This window comes from Paraburkholderia fungorum (assembly GCF_900099835.1).
GTDB lineage: Bacteria > Pseudomonadota > Gammaproteobacteria > Burkholderiales > Burkholderiaceae > Paraburkholderia > Paraburkholderia fungorum_A.
The window spans coordinates 1,012,662-1,030,596 of record NZ_FNKP01000003.1 but is presented as its reverse complement, the minus strand read 5'-3'; the positions used below and the strand labels follow the sequence as shown (position 1 = coordinate 1,030,596).

Sequence of the window (17,935 nt, the reverse complement as noted above, 5' to 3'; positions counted from 1 at the left end):
AGACCCGTGCGCGATCCAGACTGGAATTTCGCATCCGCGTCGCCCGCACGTGCCCTGCCCCCGAACGATCCCGGGGACCGCGCCCCACCCGGCACCTCTGCCCGACGCGCAGGAGAAGCGCCATGCCGCGTCCCGCCGCCGTCACCCGCGATACCCTCCGTTCTGCCGTGCTCGCGATGCTCGCCGAGGCCGGCGATCCCGATCCGCCGTCCGGGGCGCGCTTCCGCCAGGTTGTGTCGGTGCGCAAGCTGCGCGCACGTCTGGGCGCGGGCGATCCGGCCACGCTGTCCCGGATGCTCAACGACGTCGAGACGGAACTCGTGCGTACGGGGCTCGCCCGCGTGGCCATCCCCGGACTGCCTGATGACATCGCGGACCACATGCGCGTACTGTGGCAGGCTGCCGTCACCGTCCAGCTTGACGAGGTGGTAGCACTCCGGAGTGAGGCGGCACAGGCGAAGGACGCCGCGGACACGGCGCGCCGTGATGCTGACCTGCGGGTCGAACTGCTCCGTGTCGAACTCGTGGCCCTGCGGGAGCAGATCTCACAACGCGACTCGGAGCTGGCCACCGTCCAGGCGGACTACCGCGCCGCGGCCGAACAGACGAAAGCCGCACAGGCGGCCTCCGCGGAACTGCGAACGGCACTGGTGTCCGCCAGCGCGACAATCGACACCGCACGGACCGGCCACGCGGCCGAGGTTGCCGCCATTCACGCCCGTTACGAAGGCCTGTCGCGACAACTGCTGCTGGAGACGGAACACCAGCGGCATGCGCTCGCCGCTGAACGGGAGCGACTGACCGGTGACGTGAATCACGCACAGGAGCGCGTAGCCGCACTCGAGGGACTGCGCGAGCGCCTGCTCTCGGACCTCGCCGCTGAGCGCGACGCCCGCCAGCGGGCCGTCGCCGAAGCGGCCGCGCTCACCACGCTCGTCGCCGAACAGCGGGCGCTCCTGCAGCGCGTCAATGCCCGGACAGGCACCGGCCGCGTCCCTCGCCACAGGAAGACGCCGACAGCATCGCCGACGCCGGCCGCCAGCACCCGGCGTCGTCCGGAATGACCGGGGACACGAACCTGACCGGGTGGGTCGATACGGCGACAGCGCCGCCCCGGCGCCTGCCCGACGATCTCGATGCAGCCCTCGCGTATGTGACCGATGCGATCGGCCATCCGGTCTATACGCGCTGGACGCTGACGTTACTGAAGCGCGGCTGCCCTTCGCTGGCCGACGCGAAACGCGACCATCCGGTGGTGTTCGCGCTGCTGCTCGATCAGGATGCGGCCGTCGAGTACTGGGAGCGGGGACGGCTCAGGGTGGCGGCCCCGGATCAGGCGCCGACACCTGTCACGGTGCTGCTCCGGCTGCTCAGACAGCACCGGCGATTCCGGTTTGCGCCTGACGGGCCAGCGACGTCATCAACGTCATCGAGAATTGCGGCGGAGCCGGCATCGGGCGCCAGCCCGGCCACGACCGCGGTTGCAGTCCCGGACCTCACTCCCCCTGTTGGCCACCCTGTCGACCCGCCGTCCGGCGCCGCCGTCTGGCTGGCGACGCTGGCGCCTGCACCGGACCCGGCGGGTCGCGCATGGCTCGCGCGAGCCGGCCGCTTTGCCAATCTATCGTCGGTGACCAATACCCTGGGCGTGGCGGACGACGCCCAGGCCGTCACCCTCTTTCTGCGCGAGCGCGCGAGCCGCTCGCCCCACACCCTGCGTGCGTACCTCGCGGAACTCCGGCGCCTGATCCAGTGGTGTGATTGTTACCAGCTCGGACCACTGTCGGACCTGACCCGCGAGAATCTGCTCACCTACCGGACGGCGCTCGAACGCCTCCCCCGCACCACACCGGCCAGAGACACGTCACAGGACGCGCCACGGAACCCGCCAGCCGGTCTGCAGGCGACCACCCGCGCACGCGCGCTGGCCGTGGTGTCGAGCCTGTTCCGGTACTGGCTGCGAACCGGCTACGTGATCGCCAATCCCGCCGCCGAACTGTCCGGGGGTGCCCCCACCCGTGACAGCTGGACGCCGTCGCGGATCATGCCGGCCGCCGTGCTGGCGCTGTGCGATGCGGTGATCTGCGACGCGGCGCCCGGCACCGTGTCGAAACTGGTCTGGGCGCGACGCCGCGCAATCTGGTCGCTGTACCGCTACGCTGGGGTACGACTCGCAGAACTGGAGTGGTCTGACGCGGAGGGATTGCCGCGTCTGGACGTCGACGCGCAGGACCAGTGGACACTTCACGTGCTGGGTAAAGGCAACAAACGCCGCGCCATTCCGCTACCGTCGGTCTGCATCCCGGTGCTGCCCGCCTACCGTCTCGCGCGGGGCCTGCCGGAACGTCCGTCACCGTTTGAGCGGATCGCGCTGATCCACAGCGGCAAGCGCGACGCGCTGGGTCACAGCGGCCTCTATGATGAGGTCAAGGCCGTGCTGCTCGCAGCCGAAGCCCGGGTCACGCCCGGAGACGCAGCGGCCCTGACGCTGCTGCGGGCCGCTTCCACGCACTGGCTCCGGCACGGCTATGCGCGCACTCTGGTGGTCGATCACGCGGTCCCGCTGCCGGTCGCGCAGACGCTGCTGGGTCACGCATCGGTGCAGACGACCGCCGCGTACGCGAAGACCGATCTGGCGCAGACGCGTGCGTTTGTGGAGGGAAGTTTTCCACAACCGAAATAGCTGCCGATTTGGCAGTGCATCGGCCTTAGCGGACGATCACCGTTCAGCCGCCGAGCGGCTGCAACGCGCCGCTTTGCTGTCATTCTGATGCGGCGCAGGCAAACGTCGGGTTCCAAAAAGGGCGAATGAGTCTTGACGACCCCTTCCCGACCGGTCAGGTCATTGGAGTTGTAAATGCCGCGCTCAAATAATAAAGCGGTCAGTCGGCGTCGCTTCACTCGGTTGACCAGCGCTGCAGCTTGCGCGACATGCGATACTGATACCATCAAACGCCATCTCCCTAACATGAGTCATCACGCTCGAACTACCACTTGATGGCCGCATGGCGGATATTCATCATTTGACCGACCGCGTTAGGCAACACGGCCTCACTGCAATCTCAGCACGGCCATTGATGGGCAAGACCTGTACACTGACGGCGGTGGAGCGCCTGCTGCTTGAGGAGAATCGATTCTTGGTCGGCTATCACGAATCGAAGGGGCAGAGCGGCCATTTGCTGTACGCAGTATCGGATTTGTATGCTCGTTGGCTTGAGGAAGCCTCCATGCGAAACCAGGCGATAAGTCTGTGGGAGCGAAACAAAGGTAATGCCATACCCAACATCGGTCAGATGGTGGGCGTACTGTTGGAAAAGCTGGTTGGGAAACAGCTACCCGTTGCTGGAGCGCTCCTCGCGGCCTTCGATTGGTTGGCCGAAGCCTCACGTCGTTGCCACCTACGGCGTACAGGAGCATACGCAGTTCGACTATGAACATCCTGAGCCACGCGGTTAAGCGCGGTCAGATGCCGAGAGATACTCAGTCAGATTGGCTTAATTCTCCGATTTCCGAAGGATTCCCCCCCCTTCCTCTCCGACCCGAATGCCAATCTGCACGTAGCCTGGATGCTCATTGAAGCCGTCAACGTGAAGCTCGAACGGGTCATTCCGGAAGAAATGAAGCCTTTCACCACGAATCGGCAAGTTTTGGCGTTTGTCATGCGCTTTGCAAACGAGCAGGTGGGAGCATTTCGATCACCGCGACATCTCTCCTCCCTCGCGAATGCGATTCATACTGCATTCATCCACTGTCACACGAATCAGTGTTCAATCGCGAACGTAGAACTCGCGCGACGCAATGCCATTGAGGAATACAGGCGAGGCGCATATCAGGCGGGCGTTGCTTCGATTACAAGCGCCTTCCAAAGCAGGATGGCAGCACAGAAGTTCAATCGGGCCAAGCTACTCAACATTGACATCGATCGTCACTATCCGTGGGGAGCGTTGACTGAGCCTCCTCGTCGCGCAAAAGATATGCTCGCGGATTTAGCGGTGCTGATCTCAATGGACCGAGAGTGGTATAAAAAATGGAGACCTGAAAACTTGAAGATCGCACTTCCGGATACTTCTGCGGACCAATTCATAGCCCGCAGCCTTTGGATCAATCGGCGGGTTACGCCGCGATCCGCGAGCGGCCCCATGTACTTTTCCAGCGAACGCTCCGATATTGCAATCAATGGCATGCCGCTCCAGAAACAGCTTGCCATGGTGCTTCCGTATGATCGGCCGTTCCCGGAATTGGACCAAGCACTGTCCCGATTTGAAAAGTACCTCGAGCGACGGGCTGCCGAGTATCGCTTCGAACTGCAAGACGATGGCTGACGCGAATCAGCGACGCACGCACGCACGCGCGAAAAACGTGATTCCCGATCCGAAGGTCCAGCGTGTTATTCTTGAAACTTTGCGTAGCATTCCTACTCACCTTGCTGCTCTGAGGGCCTTCGAACCCAACAACCCATCCGAACAGCGAAAGCCCCCAACAACGCTCTACGTCAATATCCTTGGCGAATTTGAGGAATACGGATTCGTTATTAGCCGGGAAACGATTCGCGGAGCCTTGCAAAACCAGTGCAAATATCGAGAAGACACGCTTCAGAAATTGAACAACTGGGCGGGGCCATCTAGTGTGTGAATCGGCGCCCCCAAAGCCGACACCCGGTGACATCTAACACTTCTCTATCAGTTCACTCACAAATACTATCGTTTCGCTTACCGACAGATCGTCGATAATCTCCACATTTTTCCGTTCGGATTTGGAGCATTTTTCAACCCGTTCGATTGTATAAGATTCACTTCTCGCAACTCTCACAGACGTTTCGCGCTTCCGGTCTTTCTGGTTTAGCTCCTTGACGAGATCCGTTAGCGCCCTGCGCTCTCTCAGGTAGCGCACCATTGAATGGTCGAGGGTAGAGAGCTGTTCTGCCGAAATCTTGTAGCTATTCCGTACATACATCCTCAATGCACCTAATTGCTTGGTCTTCGGCAACTGAAGGATTTCCAGAGCGCTTCTGTCTCTCAGTTTGATGTACGATACTACGTCGCCGATCTGCAGATCACACGCTTCGTTAATAACATTCGCAAAATATTTGATCGATCTCGTAAAAATACAGAAATCGGCGAACGAAAGATCGTCCTTGTCGTTCGGAGCATCCAATCCATAAGTACTGCGGAAGTACTTCCCGTGCTTCTCTTCAAGCTTTTTATATGCTGAGGCGGATCTCCTTATCGTCTCTTCGTTTTGGTGGACGATGCTTACTCGGAGTAGCCGGTAGTATTCCAGAAGTTCAAACTCAGGTGTCGTGCGCAACAATTTACCAGCGGCCGCTGGCAGGTTCTCGGCGAGGGCTTCGGCGGGGGAATATGTTTCACCATTGTTGTCTACTGATTTCCACCGCTCGTCGATCCATTTATGCGCCCTCAATTCTTGAGAAAGTTGCTTAAGAACTTTCTCGATGGTGCCATAGGTTTGAACGATATACGACTGATGCGAGAACCGGGCCAGATGCACAAGGTCATGTGTGCCGTGCGGTATGCTCCGGGCATTAAACTCCCGAGCAAGGAAATCGCCGATTCCGAAATCAGACGCGACCGCCTGCTCACCCAGAATTCGCGCTGCTAGCTCTGCAAGCTGTATAGCGGAGTCCTGAAATCCAAGTTCCTCGTTCAGGATGTTAAGGGCAGGAAAAAGTATTTTGCTGGTTGTGTATCCGGGAGGCGGTACTTTTTGACTATTGTTACGCATCTTGTGGGTGATATAGGTTTGACTACGACTACACTGCGCGACGGTTCTCGCTGCTAAAAATCTCAGTTAACGAGCTAGAAGGGGCATTGGTTCGCTTGCCTCGTAATGGTCACTTCGACGATGAAAGCTGGAGGGCGCAGACATCAGGTACCCTGGACAGCTACGGCATCACGACACCTTAACGGCAACCTCCGAGAAAAACTTGATTCCGAATTTGAACTTTCGCGCTCGCTGAACTGACGAGAGAACCCAGTGTCGGTTATGCAATATGACGCGTCATCGATGTAAGTCGACACGCGATCCCAGCGAACATCGAATGCATGTCCAGAATCGGTTGTGTAGAAAGAAGTGGTTTGCGCTTCCGACGTAGTACATCATTATCCCGGGTGAGTAGCCATGTCGAATTACCGCAGTGAGTCCCAATCCCCCGACCACTTGGCCGTTTCGGGAATTCGTTCATGAGACGGGCACAAATTCGGCCATTGCGGTCATTGAAGACGACACGATTCTACGTCTGCTATGTGGTGGGCTGCCGCCATTGGATTGGTGGCTGTCTGATCGCGCGAGACCGTCGCACCAGCATTGAAAGTTAGCGTAGACTTGTCAAATTCAGAAAATAATGCGGCGCATGAATTAGCCGTTTTGCATAAAGACTAATATCGAGAATTCCGGGGAAATTGTGGCAACAAATACACCGCAGGCGGACAGCCTCCGTGATGCAAAAGCAAAGTGGGACGATCTTTTTCCGAGCCTTCCTGAGACTGTTCCAGTCCAAGGCAATGTACAGGTACCCAAATCCGTTCTGTCTGACTGGTTCGGGTTAGCCATCGCGGGCGTTGAGCGGGTAGAACGAGGGACGCCCGATCCAATACTAAAAGCAATCTATTGGCAAGGCGTCGTCAACGCCGTTCCCCAAGTGGTCAGTCACATGAACTCCGCGGCGGCGAACGGTGCGAACTGGCTTCAGCAGACTTCACCCCAATTGCAGGGTTTCCTCTGGGCGATTCGATCATCTCTTACGTGGTTGATCGCGGTTCCTGACGACTTCATGGTGGGTGATCGCGCGCCCCGCGTTGCGGAACTAGCCGCACAGGCTGACGAAATTATCGCTATCGCCAGCAGAGTTAGCGATTCTGAGCGTCAACTAAACGCGAGGCTAGCCGAGGCGGAATCTATACAAGCAGAGATGTCCGTCTATTCTGAAAAGACGATTGGTTACGAGCGTGCAGCAGCCACAGCAAATACGAACGCGACGACCAGCGCCGCAGCGGCAGAACTAGAGAGACAAAAAGTTGACGCCCATGTTGCAGAGTTGAGCGCTGCAGTTGCTAAACAGCAAGATTTATTCAAACACTTTGAGGATCAGCGCTCCGTGGTCGAGGCCACCCTCCAAGGTGCTAGCCGCGTAGCCCTTGCTAAGTCGTTCGAAGATCGGCGCGCATCGCTGACCACCTTGCAATATGTGTGGGCCGGTTTATTCGTTGTCGGAATATTGGGCCTGACGGGGGCCGGTATCTATCTTGGCGCTGCAGTCCTAGCCGAAGGTAAGGCCGCCGCGATTCCGCTTGCTGCCGCGGCCGCTTCAGGCGCATCCGCGGTTGCCGAAGTGAAGATGAGCCAATCAAATCTAGTGTTCGCGTTATTGCGATTTCTTGTCTTAGCGCCCGTAGTGTGGTTCACATGGTTCGCTGCGCGTCAGTACGGTCACTGCCAGCGGCTGGGTGAGGACTATGCATTCAAGTCATCAGCCGCACATGCCTTTGTCGGATACCGTGACGAAATGGGTGACGATGCCGAGATGCTCAAATTATTACGTGAATACGCTATAAACAATTTTGGCGCCAACCCGATTCGCGTGTTAGCTCGCAGCGAGCCAGTTTCTCCGCTGAACGATGTTTTCGATAAAGCTCTTGAGAAAATCAGTCCGGATAAGTTTGTTGACCTCATCAAGGAAGCGATATCGAAAGTTAAAAGTTAAGTCTCCAATTCCATCAGCTAGGGGAGATACGATGCCGGACATTACAACAATCGCCACCGTTCTGACCAGTCTCAAAACCGCGACAGATATAGCGAAGTTTCTGCGCGAAAGTGATCTATCCATCGAACGCGCCGAACTGAAATTGAAGCTTGCGGACCTCATAGGTGCGCTTGCCGAAACAAAGATGGAACTTGCTGAACTGCAAGACACAATCTCTGGAAAGGACAAACGCATCGCGGAGCTAGAAGATGCCTTCCAAATGAAAGACGCTCTTGTACGACGCGGCGACGCAATGTACACAAAGGGGGCCAACGGTGAAGCTGTAGGCGTAGCGTACTGCTTGCGTTGCTGGGAATCCGATCACAAGCAACGACAACTCATCGCAGGCCACGGGTTGGGCAGGGTAGAGAACGTCTGCACTTCATGCGGCCAAAAATACAACCAGGGTGCTAGCTACGAGATAGCGCCCCGACAACCCTAAAATCAACCCGACCCGCAATGAACCCTACCATTTGCTCCGCCATCAAGGACAGACAACTACTTGAACTTCGTTACCATGGCTTTTCACGGGTAGTGGAACCATACGCCTACGGTCGCGACAAGAACGGAGACGCCATCCTCCGCTGCTTTCAGATTTCAGGCGGCAGCGAGAGCGGGCAAACTACCGGTTGGAAAATACTAAAGGTTGCAGCAGTTTTTGCAATCAATGAGCAACAGGCTACTTTCACACCGCGCACAGAGTATCGGCGCGGCGACAAAGCGATTGCGTTCATGTTTTGCCAGCTATGATTTCAAAAGAACGGATCAGATGATGCTCACGTGCGACAGGCAACGGAAGACTGAGGTATTTCTGGAATTGGCGGCAGACCGCGCATCGGCGAACAATGGCGTGATTGAGCCTTTCACGAACGCCGTTTGACGGCAACTTCGTGAGCTTTGAACAGAATCACCGAGTGTATCTCAGCGTTTTGCATCCGCGCCGGAAGGCCGAAGCGTGGAAGTTCGGATTGTTTGAAGGAATGCGGCTATCGACCAGCCACCTGACCTTTCCGACTCGCATCGGTTTGAGCGCTACATGAGCGGGCACTTGCATGCGCATCTCGAATTGGTGGAGCAGGGCGCGACGTGAATTCTAGGGAATAGCACGTTAGCAAAATTACCGGGCGGCAAAGGCTGGCCGTCGCGTTCAGTGACGGGCTCGCCGCTTTCCACAGGCGTGAGTTGCGTTCGCCCTCCGCCGCAAACTATTTGCACCTGCCGGCGGCAGGTGTCAGCCGTGCCGCGTCGGGTCTACCGAATGTCAAACGGCCGAGGTGGGTCATGAGTACTCGTTCATTTGCGTCGACACCCTTACATCCGAGGCTTCGAAGGCACGAATGGCGGCAAAGCACCTATCAACCGCCTCACAGTGGCTGACACTCCAATGTCAGCTTCGGCCGAACACCAGACTTTAAAGCCGACCAGATAGTTCACCTAGTCCTTGGGGTTGCCGATCGCTGGATCGTCAACCTGGTCCATGGACGAATAAAGCCGAAAGTTGCTTGCAAATTGCCTCAATTGGACATTTCCATGGACATTGCTCAATTCACTGAAGCCCTTCCCAGGCAAGCCTTTCCGGCATGTCCACACCCCGTCAACTAACGGGTGTTTTGAATAGACCGAGCGGAATGCATGCACGTCGCCGATAAAATCTGCGTCGATCAATTGCTTCGCAATCTGCACCTGGCTCCAGAAGCGCTGATTGAAACCAACCTGCAGCACGACGCCGGCCTCTTTCGCAGCATTCACGATGCGCGTCGCCGATTGAATGTCGATGGCGAGCGGCTTCTCGCAGAGAATATGCTTGCCCGCTTTCGCTGCGGCCACCGCTGCTTCCTCGTGACGATTGTTCGGCGTCGCGATGATCACCGCGTCGATCTCGCTCGAATCGAGCAACGCGTCGAGCGTTTCGAAGCTGCGGCTGCCGCTCGATTCCGCCAACGCATCGGCGCGTTCGCGGCTGGGATCGTAGATGCCCACCAGCTTCGCGATGCCCGACTTCATCACCGTGGGGATGTGGCTCAATCGCATGATCGCGCCCGCGCCGATCAGCCCGATTCCCAGTTGCTTCTCTTGTGCCATGTTCATTCCTGAATGGATAAGTCAGCTATTTGATGATGCGAATCTTGCCGCGACGGATCGACACCAGCACCGACACGATCAGCACCGCGCCCGTCAATACCGTCTGCACATTGGTCGATACGCCGAGAATCACGAGGCCGTTGGCCAGCGCGGTCATCACGAGACTGCCGACCACGGTGCCGACGATCGAGCCCATACCGCCCGTCAAAGGCGTGCCGCCGATCACGACCGCCGAGATCGCCATCAACTCGAAACCGATGCCGGTGGTCGGACTGCCCGAACCAATCTGCGCGGTGAGAATGCCGCCGCCCGTTCCCGCCATCACGCCGGCGAGAATGAACATCGCGAACTTCACGCCGCGAATCGGCACGCCCAGAATGCGGGTCTTTTCTTCATCGCCGCCGATCGCGAACACGTAGCGGCCGAAGGTGGTGAACTTGAGCAACAGGGCCGTCAAGGTCGCCGCCACCAGCATGAACAGAAACGGCACAGGCGGGTTGCCGAGCGAGTTGTAGGGGCTCGTTAGCGAGATCGACACGGGCGTGCCCTGCGTCAGCATGACGGTTACGCCTCGCGCCATCGACAACATGCCCAGCGTCACGACGAACGACGGAATGCGGCCCCACACGAACAACGCGCCGTTGATGGCCCCGATCGCGCCGCCCACCAGCATCGCGATCGGGAAGGCCCACACGCCCAGTTGCGGCGTGAAATACGCGGCGCACACACCCGCGAGCGCCATCGCCGAACCCACGCTCAGATCGATACTTCCGCCGATGATCACGAACGTCAGCCCAATCGCGACCAGGCACAGCACCGCGCCGTTCTGCAGCACGGTGCCGAGATTGGCGAGCGTCAGGAAACGATCCGGCGCGAGCACGCCGAACACCAGCACCACCAGTACGAGCGCGAGATACGCGATGTAATGCGCGACGAACTCGCTGTAGTCGAAGCGCTTTTTGGAGGGCTGCACTGCGGGTAACGAGTGGTTCGTCGTGGACATTGATTTACTCTTTGATCTTCAGCGGGAAGGTTTGACTCTTCGCCTGCGGGTTGTATGTCAGCGAGTAATCCTTCACGTTATACGGCGGCTGCGAATCGATGAACTGCTGCTTGAATTTCGCAAACGAAGCGGAGTCGACATCGAGCAGGCTCAGGCGAATATTCCGGTCGATCGGATCGTGACCGTTCACTTTGTCGTAAGCGATCATCACGGCAAAGCCAAGTTGCAGCCAGTGGCCGCCAGTCGAGAAGATGTAGTTGGTTTTCTGCGAGATCAGGTCGAGCGCCTGCGGCACGAGGTCCATGCCCGCAATCTTTATTTCGTCGGAACGGCCTGCTTGCCGGATCGCACGGAATGCGCCGAGACACAGCGCGTCGTTGTAGCACCACACGCCGTCGATCTGGCCTTTGCCATGCGCTGCGAGCATGTTCTGCATCGCCTTGTAGCCGAGGTCTTCCGATTCGCCCACGCCGAGGTATTGCACGAGCTTCACGCCGGGATGCGCCTTGACGGCTTCGTTCAACCCGTTCTGACGCCCTTCCGCCACCGACGAACCCGGCAGGCCGCCCAGCGCGGCCAGGTTCTTCGCGCCGGCCGCAATCAGATGACTGGCGATGGAGCGGCCCGCATACACGTCGTCCGGCCCGATGAAGCCGAGATAAGGCGCGTCTTTATTGTCGGCCGCAAAGCCGGGATAGCGGTCGACGATCATGATCGGCAGATTCGCGCGATTGGCGATGCGGATCAGACCCGGCGCGCTCGCCGTCGATTGCGGCGTGACGACCAGCGCCTGGACGCCGCGCGAAATCAGCGATTGCACGTCGCTAATCTGTTTCTCCTCGCGATTCTCCGCGCCGACTACGACCAGCTTGGCGTTCAGTTGGGTCGCGACATACTGCGCGAACGACACCGCGCGAACCCAGAACGGATTGTCGAGCGTGGGAATCGACACGCCGATCGTGACCTCCTTCGACTGCGCGGCGGCCGGCACCGCGTAACTCGCCGCGCACGACAGCAGCACGGCCCCCAAGACGCGCAACAGCGCGCCACGCCTTGATACGCTAAACATGGTTGTCTCCTGTTCGAGGGGTTCGAAGCCCCATTTAGCTGCGTCAATCGGGTCCATGTGATGCCGGACGAATTAAATATAGGATCGTGTTTCACTATCGTCAACGCTGTTGCGTGTTTTAGATGGCTAGAGCTAACCCTGGTTCTTCAGATAATTGTCTGTTAGCTAGCCGGATGGGGTTTCCTCTCCGTAGTATCGTCATCCAATCGTTCGATTAGCCTATATCGTTGCGCTATACACAACTCAAGATCATCTGATGGCACAAATCCATGTTGATCGCTATCATGGAGAACAGCGAGTCGCATCGGCGGCCATTTCGAATGAGAGGCAACAGTGGAAATCCGATCTGTCACCAAGGCCATCCGCGTCATGGAAGCACTGGCAGATGCCGACGGCCCCGTCGGCGTCACCGAGTTGGCGCGTCAAGTGGATATGGACAAAAGTTCGGTGTCGCGCATGCTGCGCACACTGGAGAGCGCGGGTTATGTGTCGCAAGACCCGGTCAGCAAGAGTTATCTGCTCGGCCTGACGCTGGTTCACCTGGGGCAGAAGGTGCTCAGGCGGCTCAATCTGCGCAATGCGGCGCGTAGTTCGCTGGAATCGCTCGCGAGCCGCTCGGGCGAGTGCGCGCATATTGCGGTGCTGGTCGGCGGCCGCGCGCTTTATATCGACCAGGCCGCGCCGCTACGCGGCGTGAGCATCGACGCACCCATCGGCACGCTTGCGCCATTGCATTGCACCGCCCTCGGCAAGAGCCTGCTGGCGTTTCAACCGCAAGGGGTGATCGACGCGTTGCTGCCGTCGCTCAATCTCGAAGCATTCACGCGACGCACGCTCACCGATATCGGTTCGGTCACACGCGATCTGACCCAGGTGCGCGAGCGCCGCGTTTCGTTCGATGACGAAGAGTTCAGCGTAGGCGTGCGCTGCATCGCCACGCCGATTTTCAAACACGACAATTCGGTGGCGGCGGCGATTGGTTTGTCCGGGCCGAGTCCGCGTGTGACCGACGAGCGCCTGCGCGAGTGGGAATCGATCCTTCAGGAAGAAGCGATTGCGGTTTCGATGCAGTTGGGATGGGAGCCGCCCCCGGGCATGGAGCGTGGAAAGGTCGAGACGATCGTGAATGGTTGAAGTTCGGCGCGCAGAACAGAACGCCGCTGGATTGCCGGCGGCCAACGCGCTCATATCGAGTGATTGCTTCCCAACGCATTTACCCCGCCGCGCTTCTCGCGCGGGGCTTTTTTCAGGCGCCTAGCCGCCCGCCCGCTTCGCGCTGTGGCCATGCTTTTTTAGCGCGTCGATGATTCGTTCGCAATGGTCGCCCTGCACTTCGATCACGCCGTCCTTGACCGTTCCGCCGGAACCGCAGGCCGTGCGCAACTCTTTGCCCAGCAACGCCAGCGCGACAGGATCGAGCGCGAGGCCTTTGACAATCGTCACGCTCTTGCCGCCACGGCCTTTGGTTTCGCGACTCACGCGCACCGCACCATCACCGGCCGGTCGTGTTTTTGCAGCTGTTTTGCAGATGCATTCCGTGATCGGGCGCCGGCATTCGGGGCACATCCGGCCGCTTTCGGTGGAATAGACAAGGCCGCTTTTCGAACTACTCTTCATGGTTAGCTGGTTGCCCGCAGGCATTGATGCTGGAAACCGGCCGAGTTTATCAGGCGTCACGGCCGGATTCCGATGCTCCTTTACGATCCAGGCAAGCGACAGTCATGGCGCGAGACTGCCCGTGAAGATGGCTAGCGGAACCGCTCGGGCCTGAACGGAGCGGCGTCGGCGAAAGGCTGTTCGCCAGTCATCATTTCCGCCAGCAGACGCCCGCTCACCGGGCCTAGCGTCAATCCGTGATGGGCGTGTCCAAACGAAAACCAGAGTCCCTTGTGACGCGGTGCGCGGCCAATCACCGGCCGCATGTCGGGCGTGCAAGGGCGCAAACCGAGCCACGGGCGCTCGTCGAGCCGCGCACCCAGGCCGAACGTCGGCGTTGCCGTACGTTCAGCGCGCGCCAGTTGAACGCCCGTGGGCCTGGCATCGCGAAGGGCGATTTCGACGCCGGTGGTGAGGCGCAGACGGCCTTCCATCGGCGCGATCACGTAACCATGTTGCGTGTCCACAATCGGCATGGACAACAGCGGTTTCGTGGGCGCGTAGTGCATGTGATAACCGCGCTTGGCACGAAGCGGAATGCGATATCCGAGCGGCGCGAATATCCGGTCCGACCACGGCCCCAGCGCCACGACAACGTCCTTCGCGCTGATTTTTCCGGATGATGTCTGCACGCTCCACGCGTCGCCTTCCGCCTTCAATGTGGTGGCCTCGCCGCTCAGCAACGCGCCGCCGCCCTCTTCGAACAGACGTGCATAGCCTTTCGTCAACGCGCCGGGATTGACGACGCTTTTCGGGTCCAGCCAGTGCAGCGCCCCGCGAAATCCATCGGCGAGGCCGGGCTCACGCGCGCTCAACGCGGCGGCGTCGAGCGGCGTCATATGCAGCCCGTAGGTACGCGCCGTTTGCGTCGCGGCTTTCACCTGCCGCTCGAATTCCGGCTCGCTGCGGAATGCCTCGATCCAGCCGCTGTTCTTCGTCAGGTTCGCAAGGCCTGCGCGGGCGATCAGAAGATCGTGCTCGGCCACGCATCGGCGAATCAGCGGCAACATGTCGTGCGCAGCACTGAGTAACCGCTCGGGCGACGACTCCCACCAGAATCGCGCGAGCCAGCCCGCAAACGAAGGCAATGCGCGATAGTCCCAGTACAGGTCAGTCGACCGGTTGCGTGCATAGCGCAGCAGCGTGCCCAGATCGCGCGGAAATGCATAAGGAACCACCGACGAACTTTCGACCAGCCCCGCGTTGCCGAAACTGGTCTCTTCGCCCGGACCGCGCCGGTCGACCAGCGCCACGCGCCGCCCGCGATCCTGCAAATGCAGCGCGGACGACACGCCGACAATTCCGGCACCCAGCACGATCACGTCGAAGTCCATAAATTCGCTCTGCTTTCCTTATCGATTACCGCCGATGTGCGCACGGCAGCATACGCACCGGTTCCGCAACCCGTTACTTCGCGATGATGTCACGGCCGAAGTATTTCTGCGAAAGCGCGCTGAGCGTGCCGTCTTTCTTCAGCGCAACAAGCGCCGCGTCGATCTTCGCGGCCAGCGCCTTGTCGCCCTTGCGCATGCCGAAGCCCGTGCCTTCGCCGAGCGTGGCTGGGTCGCTGAGCGGCTGGCCGGTAATCACGTAGTCGTGCCCGGACGGCTTTTTGAGGAACCCGTCTTCGACCGTTTGCGTTTCCTGAACCGCGGCGTCGAGCCGACCCGCGACGAGGTCGGCGTAGACCTGGTCCTGGTCGGCGTAAGAGACGACCGTTACGCCTGCATTTGCCCAATGGCGTTTCAGGAAATCTTCTTGCGACGATCCTTGCAGCACACCTACGCGTTTGCCCTGCAGGTTCTTGACATCGGGCAACAGACCGGAGCCGCGCTTCGCCACCATCACGATCGGCACGACGTAGATGGGCGGCGTGAAGTCGATGGTCTGCTTACGCTTTTCGGTGATGTTCATCGCCGAGTTGATCGCGTCGAATTTACGAGCCTGCAACGCGGGAATCAGTCCGTCGAACGCATTCTCCACCCACTCGCATTTCACGCCCATCTTCGCGCAGACCGCATTGCCGACATCGATGTCGAAACCCTGCAATTGCCCCGTCGGCGACTTGCTTTCGAACGGCGGATACGCGGCCTCGACGCCGAAACGCAAGGTGTTTTGAGTCTCCGCGCTGACGATCCCGACCGAACCGGACAACGCGACAGCGACGAGCAGTGAAAGTGGAAGCTTCTGAAGCATGGGAGGTCCCCTGTGTGGTTGGTCAGCGGGAATGCAACAACGCGGGCATTCGAGGCACGGACAGCCGCTGGCAATGCGGCTGCGAGAGAGCGAGGAAACACAACGGCACCGCGTCGCATTGGCGCCCGCTCTGGAACAACAGTCTATTCTGGACTCTGATAAAAGAAAACAAATTTTCAAAATAAAAGTCCAGTCTGGACTTTTTGACTTTAGAATTGTTTTCACATCAGACGCCGGATGCCGGCAACGTAATGGAGAGCAGTTCAATGAGCACCCCGGAAAAAGCGCGCCCCCTCGTCGTCGATCAGGAAACCGTGCGCGATGCGCTGCCGCATCTCGACGTGCGCGGTGCGCTCAGGCAGATGTTTCGCTCGCTCGGCAGCGACGCCGCCGTGCAACCGCCGCAAACGCTGACGCTGTTCCCGGGCGGCGCGGGCGACTTCATCACGTATCTCGGCGCGATGACGCCCGCAAAGGTATTCGGCGCCAAGTTGTCGCCGTACCTCGTCACCGGGTCCAGGCCGATCATTACCGCGTGGAGCGCGCTGATGTCGATGGAAACCGGACAGCCTTTGATGTTCTGCGATTCGGGACTGCTCACGACCGAACGCACTGCGGGCGCAACCGCGCTAGCCGTGGATGAACTCGCCGCGTCCGACGCCGCCACGCTCGCGATTGTCGGCTCGGGCGCGGTGGGCCGGGCTCATTTGCGACATCTGGCCTCGGTACGGCCGTGGCGCTCGATTCGGGTGTTTTCGCCTGCGCTTCAGAGCGACGCAGCGGCCTGCGCCGAAATCGCCGCGCTCGACGGGCGCGTCATCCTCTGCTCGCGAATCGAAGAATGCGTTGACGATGCCGACGTGGTGGCCTTGTGCACGTCGTCGGGCACACCTGTCTTGCAGGACGGCATGTTGAGCAAACCCGCGCTCGTCACGTCGATCAGCACCAACGTCGCGAACGCCCACGAAATTCCGCCCGCTTGGCTACCCGCCATGGATGTCTATTGCGATTATCGGCAGACGACGCCGCTCAGCGCGGGCGAGATGACGCTGGCCGCGCAACGGCATGGCTGGTCGCCCGACCATGTGCGGGGCGATCTGCCCGAACTCGTGCTCGGCACGGCTGAAAAACCGTCGTACAGCAAGCACGCGTTTTTTCGTTCGATCGGACTTGGACTCGAAGACGTCGCCATTGCACTGGAGCTTTTCAGGCACCTGAACGCGCAGCAGAACGACGCGTAGAGCGGTGCCGACCGGCGCGTCCACAGGGCCGCCCCGGCGTGCTTGAGCGCGTTTCTGTCATGGCAGAATGGCGCATGACAAACGGACGCGCAGCACGGTGAAGCAACACGCTGCGGCCTCTCCGGACACTGAAACCCCACTTATTCCTATGCGAAAGCCCAAGACAACAGCCGCGCGCCGACTACTTCTGGAACGATACAGCCGTGTCGCCGACGGTATCGCGCTGCTGTTTTTCCCGTACGTCGAAATCGTCATTCACGACCTGCAAAGCCAGACCGTTGCCTATATCGCCAACAATCTGTCCAAGCGCGAACTGGGCGACGAATCCGCGCTGGAAGAGATCGACCACACCGCCGAATCGGGCACTATCGGCCCGTACGAAAAAATCAACTGGGACGGAAGACGGATGCGCTGCGTGAGCACCGTGCTGTTCGACGACGCGGGCGCGGCCGTCGGCGTGATGTGCGTGAACTACAACATTGCGGTATTCGAGGACATGAAGCACGTCATCGACCGGGTGATTTCCGGCGCCGGTGTCGTCAAACAACCCGAAGAACTGTTCAAGGACGACTGGCAGGAACGGATCAACACGTTCCTTCACACGTGGCTCCAGGAGCGTCAACTGGCGCTGAACTCGCTGACTCGCGACCATCGCCGCGAACTGGTCGAAGCGCTGTGGGCCGAGGGAGCCTTCAAGGGAAAAAGCGCGGCGAACTATGTGGCGAACGTGCTGGGAATGGGACGCGCGACGGTCTATCAGCACATCCGGGATTTGCGCGGCACCGCTGCATAGCAGCAATGTCGGCCGCAGAAGTTGCGTCAAGAAATTTGCGTCAGATACAAAAAACACGCCATCTTCGAACGGCGTGCACTACGCTTTTATGTACAGCGAGCCGCAGGCGGCCCGACTTCTTGCGCAGCACAGGCTC

At 59.6% G+C, this 17,935-nt stretch carries 18 protein-coding genes; 11 read left to right on the top strand and 7 right to left on the bottom strand.

Annotation, left to right across the window (positions count from 1 at the left end; translation table 11 throughout):
* The first annotated feature begins 122 nt into the window (after positions 1-122).
* The 5 genes from BLS41_RS33805 (at position 123) to BLS41_RS38725 (ending at position 4,632) form a co-directional block, all read left to right on the top strand.
* Entirely contained in the window at positions 123-1,064 is a 942-nt protein-coding gene (locus BLS41_RS33805; RefSeq protein ID WP_074772235.1) for a DNA-binding protein, read from the top strand.
* Positions 1,061-2,683 (top strand): tyrosine-type recombinase/integrase, encoded by a 1,623-nt coding sequence (locus BLS41_RS33800; RefSeq protein WP_074772233.1) that lies wholly within the window; start codon positions 1,061-1,063, stop codon positions 2,681-2,683. Before BLS41_RS33805 ends, BLS41_RS33800 begins: the two co-directional genes overlap by 4 nt.
* A 322-nt stretch (positions 2,684-3,005) precedes the next feature.
* A complete protein-coding gene (locus BLS41_RS33795) occupies positions 3,006-3,434 on the top strand; it encodes a hypothetical protein (RefSeq protein ID WP_143026450.1) in 429 nt (142 codons plus the stop codon).
* Positions 3,435-3,566: 132 nt separating this feature from the next.
* Positions 3,567-4,322 (top strand): hypothetical protein, encoded by a 756-nt coding sequence (locus tag BLS41_RS33790; protein WP_074772229.1) that lies wholly within the window; start codon positions 3,567-3,569, stop codon positions 4,320-4,322.
* Positions 4,315-4,632, top strand: a complete 318-nt coding sequence (locus tag BLS41_RS38725) for a hypothetical protein (protein ID WP_143026449.1) — start codon at positions 4,315-4,317, stop codon at positions 4,630-4,632. The genes BLS41_RS33790 and BLS41_RS38725 overlap by 8 nt, the downstream gene beginning before the upstream one ends.
* A 33-nt stretch (positions 4,633-4,665) precedes the next feature.
* On the opposite strand, the gene BLS41_RS33785 is transcribed toward BLS41_RS38725, so the two are convergent.
* Positions 4,666-5,742, bottom strand: a complete 1,077-nt coding sequence (locus BLS41_RS33785) for a hypothetical protein (RefSeq protein WP_074772227.1) — start codon at positions 5,740-5,742, stop codon at positions 4,666-4,668.
* A 679-nt stretch (positions 5,743-6,421) separates the two neighbouring features.
* Between BLS41_RS33785 and BLS41_RS33780 the strand changes: the two genes are divergently transcribed.
* Genes BLS41_RS33780 through BLS41_RS38720 form a run of 3 tightly spaced genes read left to right on the top strand, consistent with a single transcriptional unit; the run spans position 6,422 to position 8,509 of the window.
* A complete protein-coding gene (locus BLS41_RS33780) occupies positions 6,422-7,720 on the top strand; it encodes a hypothetical protein (RefSeq protein WP_074772225.1) in 1,299 nt (432 codons plus the stop codon).
* Positions 7,721-7,751: 31 nt separating this feature from the next.
* Positions 7,752-8,201 (top strand): hypothetical protein, encoded by a 450-nt coding sequence (locus tag BLS41_RS33775; protein WP_074772223.1) that lies wholly within the window; start codon positions 7,752-7,754, stop codon positions 8,199-8,201.
* A 17-nt stretch (positions 8,202-8,218) separates the two neighbouring features.
* Positions 8,219-8,509 (top strand): hypothetical protein, encoded by a 291-nt coding sequence (locus BLS41_RS38720; RefSeq protein WP_074772221.1) that lies wholly within the window; start codon positions 8,219-8,221, stop codon positions 8,507-8,509.
* 684 nt (positions 8,510-9,193) lie between these two features.
* Here the strand turns inward: BLS41_RS38720 and BLS41_RS33765 are convergent.
* From BLS41_RS33765 to BLS41_RS33755, 3 genes are read right to left on the bottom strand one after another with little or no spacing between them, the layout of a single operon-like run.
* Positions 9,194-9,841: a Gfo/Idh/MocA family protein gene (locus BLS41_RS33765; RefSeq protein ID WP_074772219.1), complete on the bottom strand. Its 648-nt coding sequence runs from the start codon at positions 9,839-9,841 to the stop codon at positions 9,194-9,196.
* A gap of 25 nt (positions 9,842-9,866) precedes the next feature.
* Positions 9,867-10,844, bottom strand: a complete 978-nt coding sequence (locus BLS41_RS33760) for an ABC transporter permease (RefSeq protein ID WP_083380211.1) — start codon at positions 10,842-10,844, stop codon at positions 9,867-9,869.
* Positions 10,845-10,848: 4 nt separating this feature from the next.
* On the bottom strand, positions 10,849-11,913 hold the full coding sequence (locus BLS41_RS33755; RefSeq protein WP_171910373.1) for an ABC transporter substrate-binding protein: 1,065 nt from the start codon (positions 11,911-11,913) through the stop codon (positions 10,849-10,851).
* A 333-nt stretch (positions 11,914-12,246) separates the two neighbouring features.
* Here BLS41_RS33755 and BLS41_RS33750 point away from each other — a divergent pair, with 333 nt between their 5' ends.
* Positions 12,247-13,047, top strand: a complete 801-nt coding sequence (locus BLS41_RS33750) for an IclR family transcriptional regulator (RefSeq protein ID WP_143026448.1) — start codon at positions 12,247-12,249, stop codon at positions 13,045-13,047.
* A gap of 120 nt (positions 13,048-13,167) precedes the next feature.
* On the opposite strand, the gene BLS41_RS33745 is transcribed toward BLS41_RS33750, so the two are convergent.
* From BLS41_RS33745 to BLS41_RS33735, 3 genes are all read right to left on the bottom strand, one after another.
* Positions 13,168-13,530, bottom strand: coding sequence for a translation initiation factor Sui1 (locus tag BLS41_RS33745; RefSeq protein WP_074772213.1), 363 nt, complete (start codon positions 13,528-13,530; stop codon positions 13,168-13,170).
* 131 nt (positions 13,531-13,661) lie between these two features.
* Positions 13,662-14,903 (bottom strand): NAD(P)/FAD-dependent oxidoreductase, encoded by a 1,242-nt coding sequence (locus BLS41_RS33740; RefSeq protein WP_074772211.1) that lies wholly within the window; start codon positions 14,901-14,903, stop codon positions 13,662-13,664.
* A gap of 73 nt (positions 14,904-14,976) precedes the next feature.
* On the bottom strand, positions 14,977-15,765 hold the full coding sequence (locus BLS41_RS33735; RefSeq protein ID WP_074772209.1) for an ABC transporter substrate-binding protein: 789 nt from the start codon (positions 15,763-15,765) through the stop codon (positions 14,977-14,979).
* 266 nt (positions 15,766-16,031) lie between these two features.
* Between BLS41_RS33735 and BLS41_RS33730 the strand changes: the two genes are divergently transcribed.
* Complete coding sequence (locus BLS41_RS33730; protein ID WP_074772207.1) at positions 16,032-17,006, top strand: ornithine cyclodeaminase family protein; 975 nt, start codon at positions 16,032-16,034, stop codon at positions 17,004-17,006.
* A 148-nt stretch (positions 17,007-17,154) separates the two neighbouring features.
* Positions 17,155-17,799, top strand: coding sequence for a helix-turn-helix transcriptional regulator (locus BLS41_RS33725; protein WP_074772205.1), 645 nt, complete (start codon positions 17,155-17,157; stop codon positions 17,797-17,799).
* The last annotated feature ends 136 nt before the right edge of the window (positions 17,800-17,935 follow it).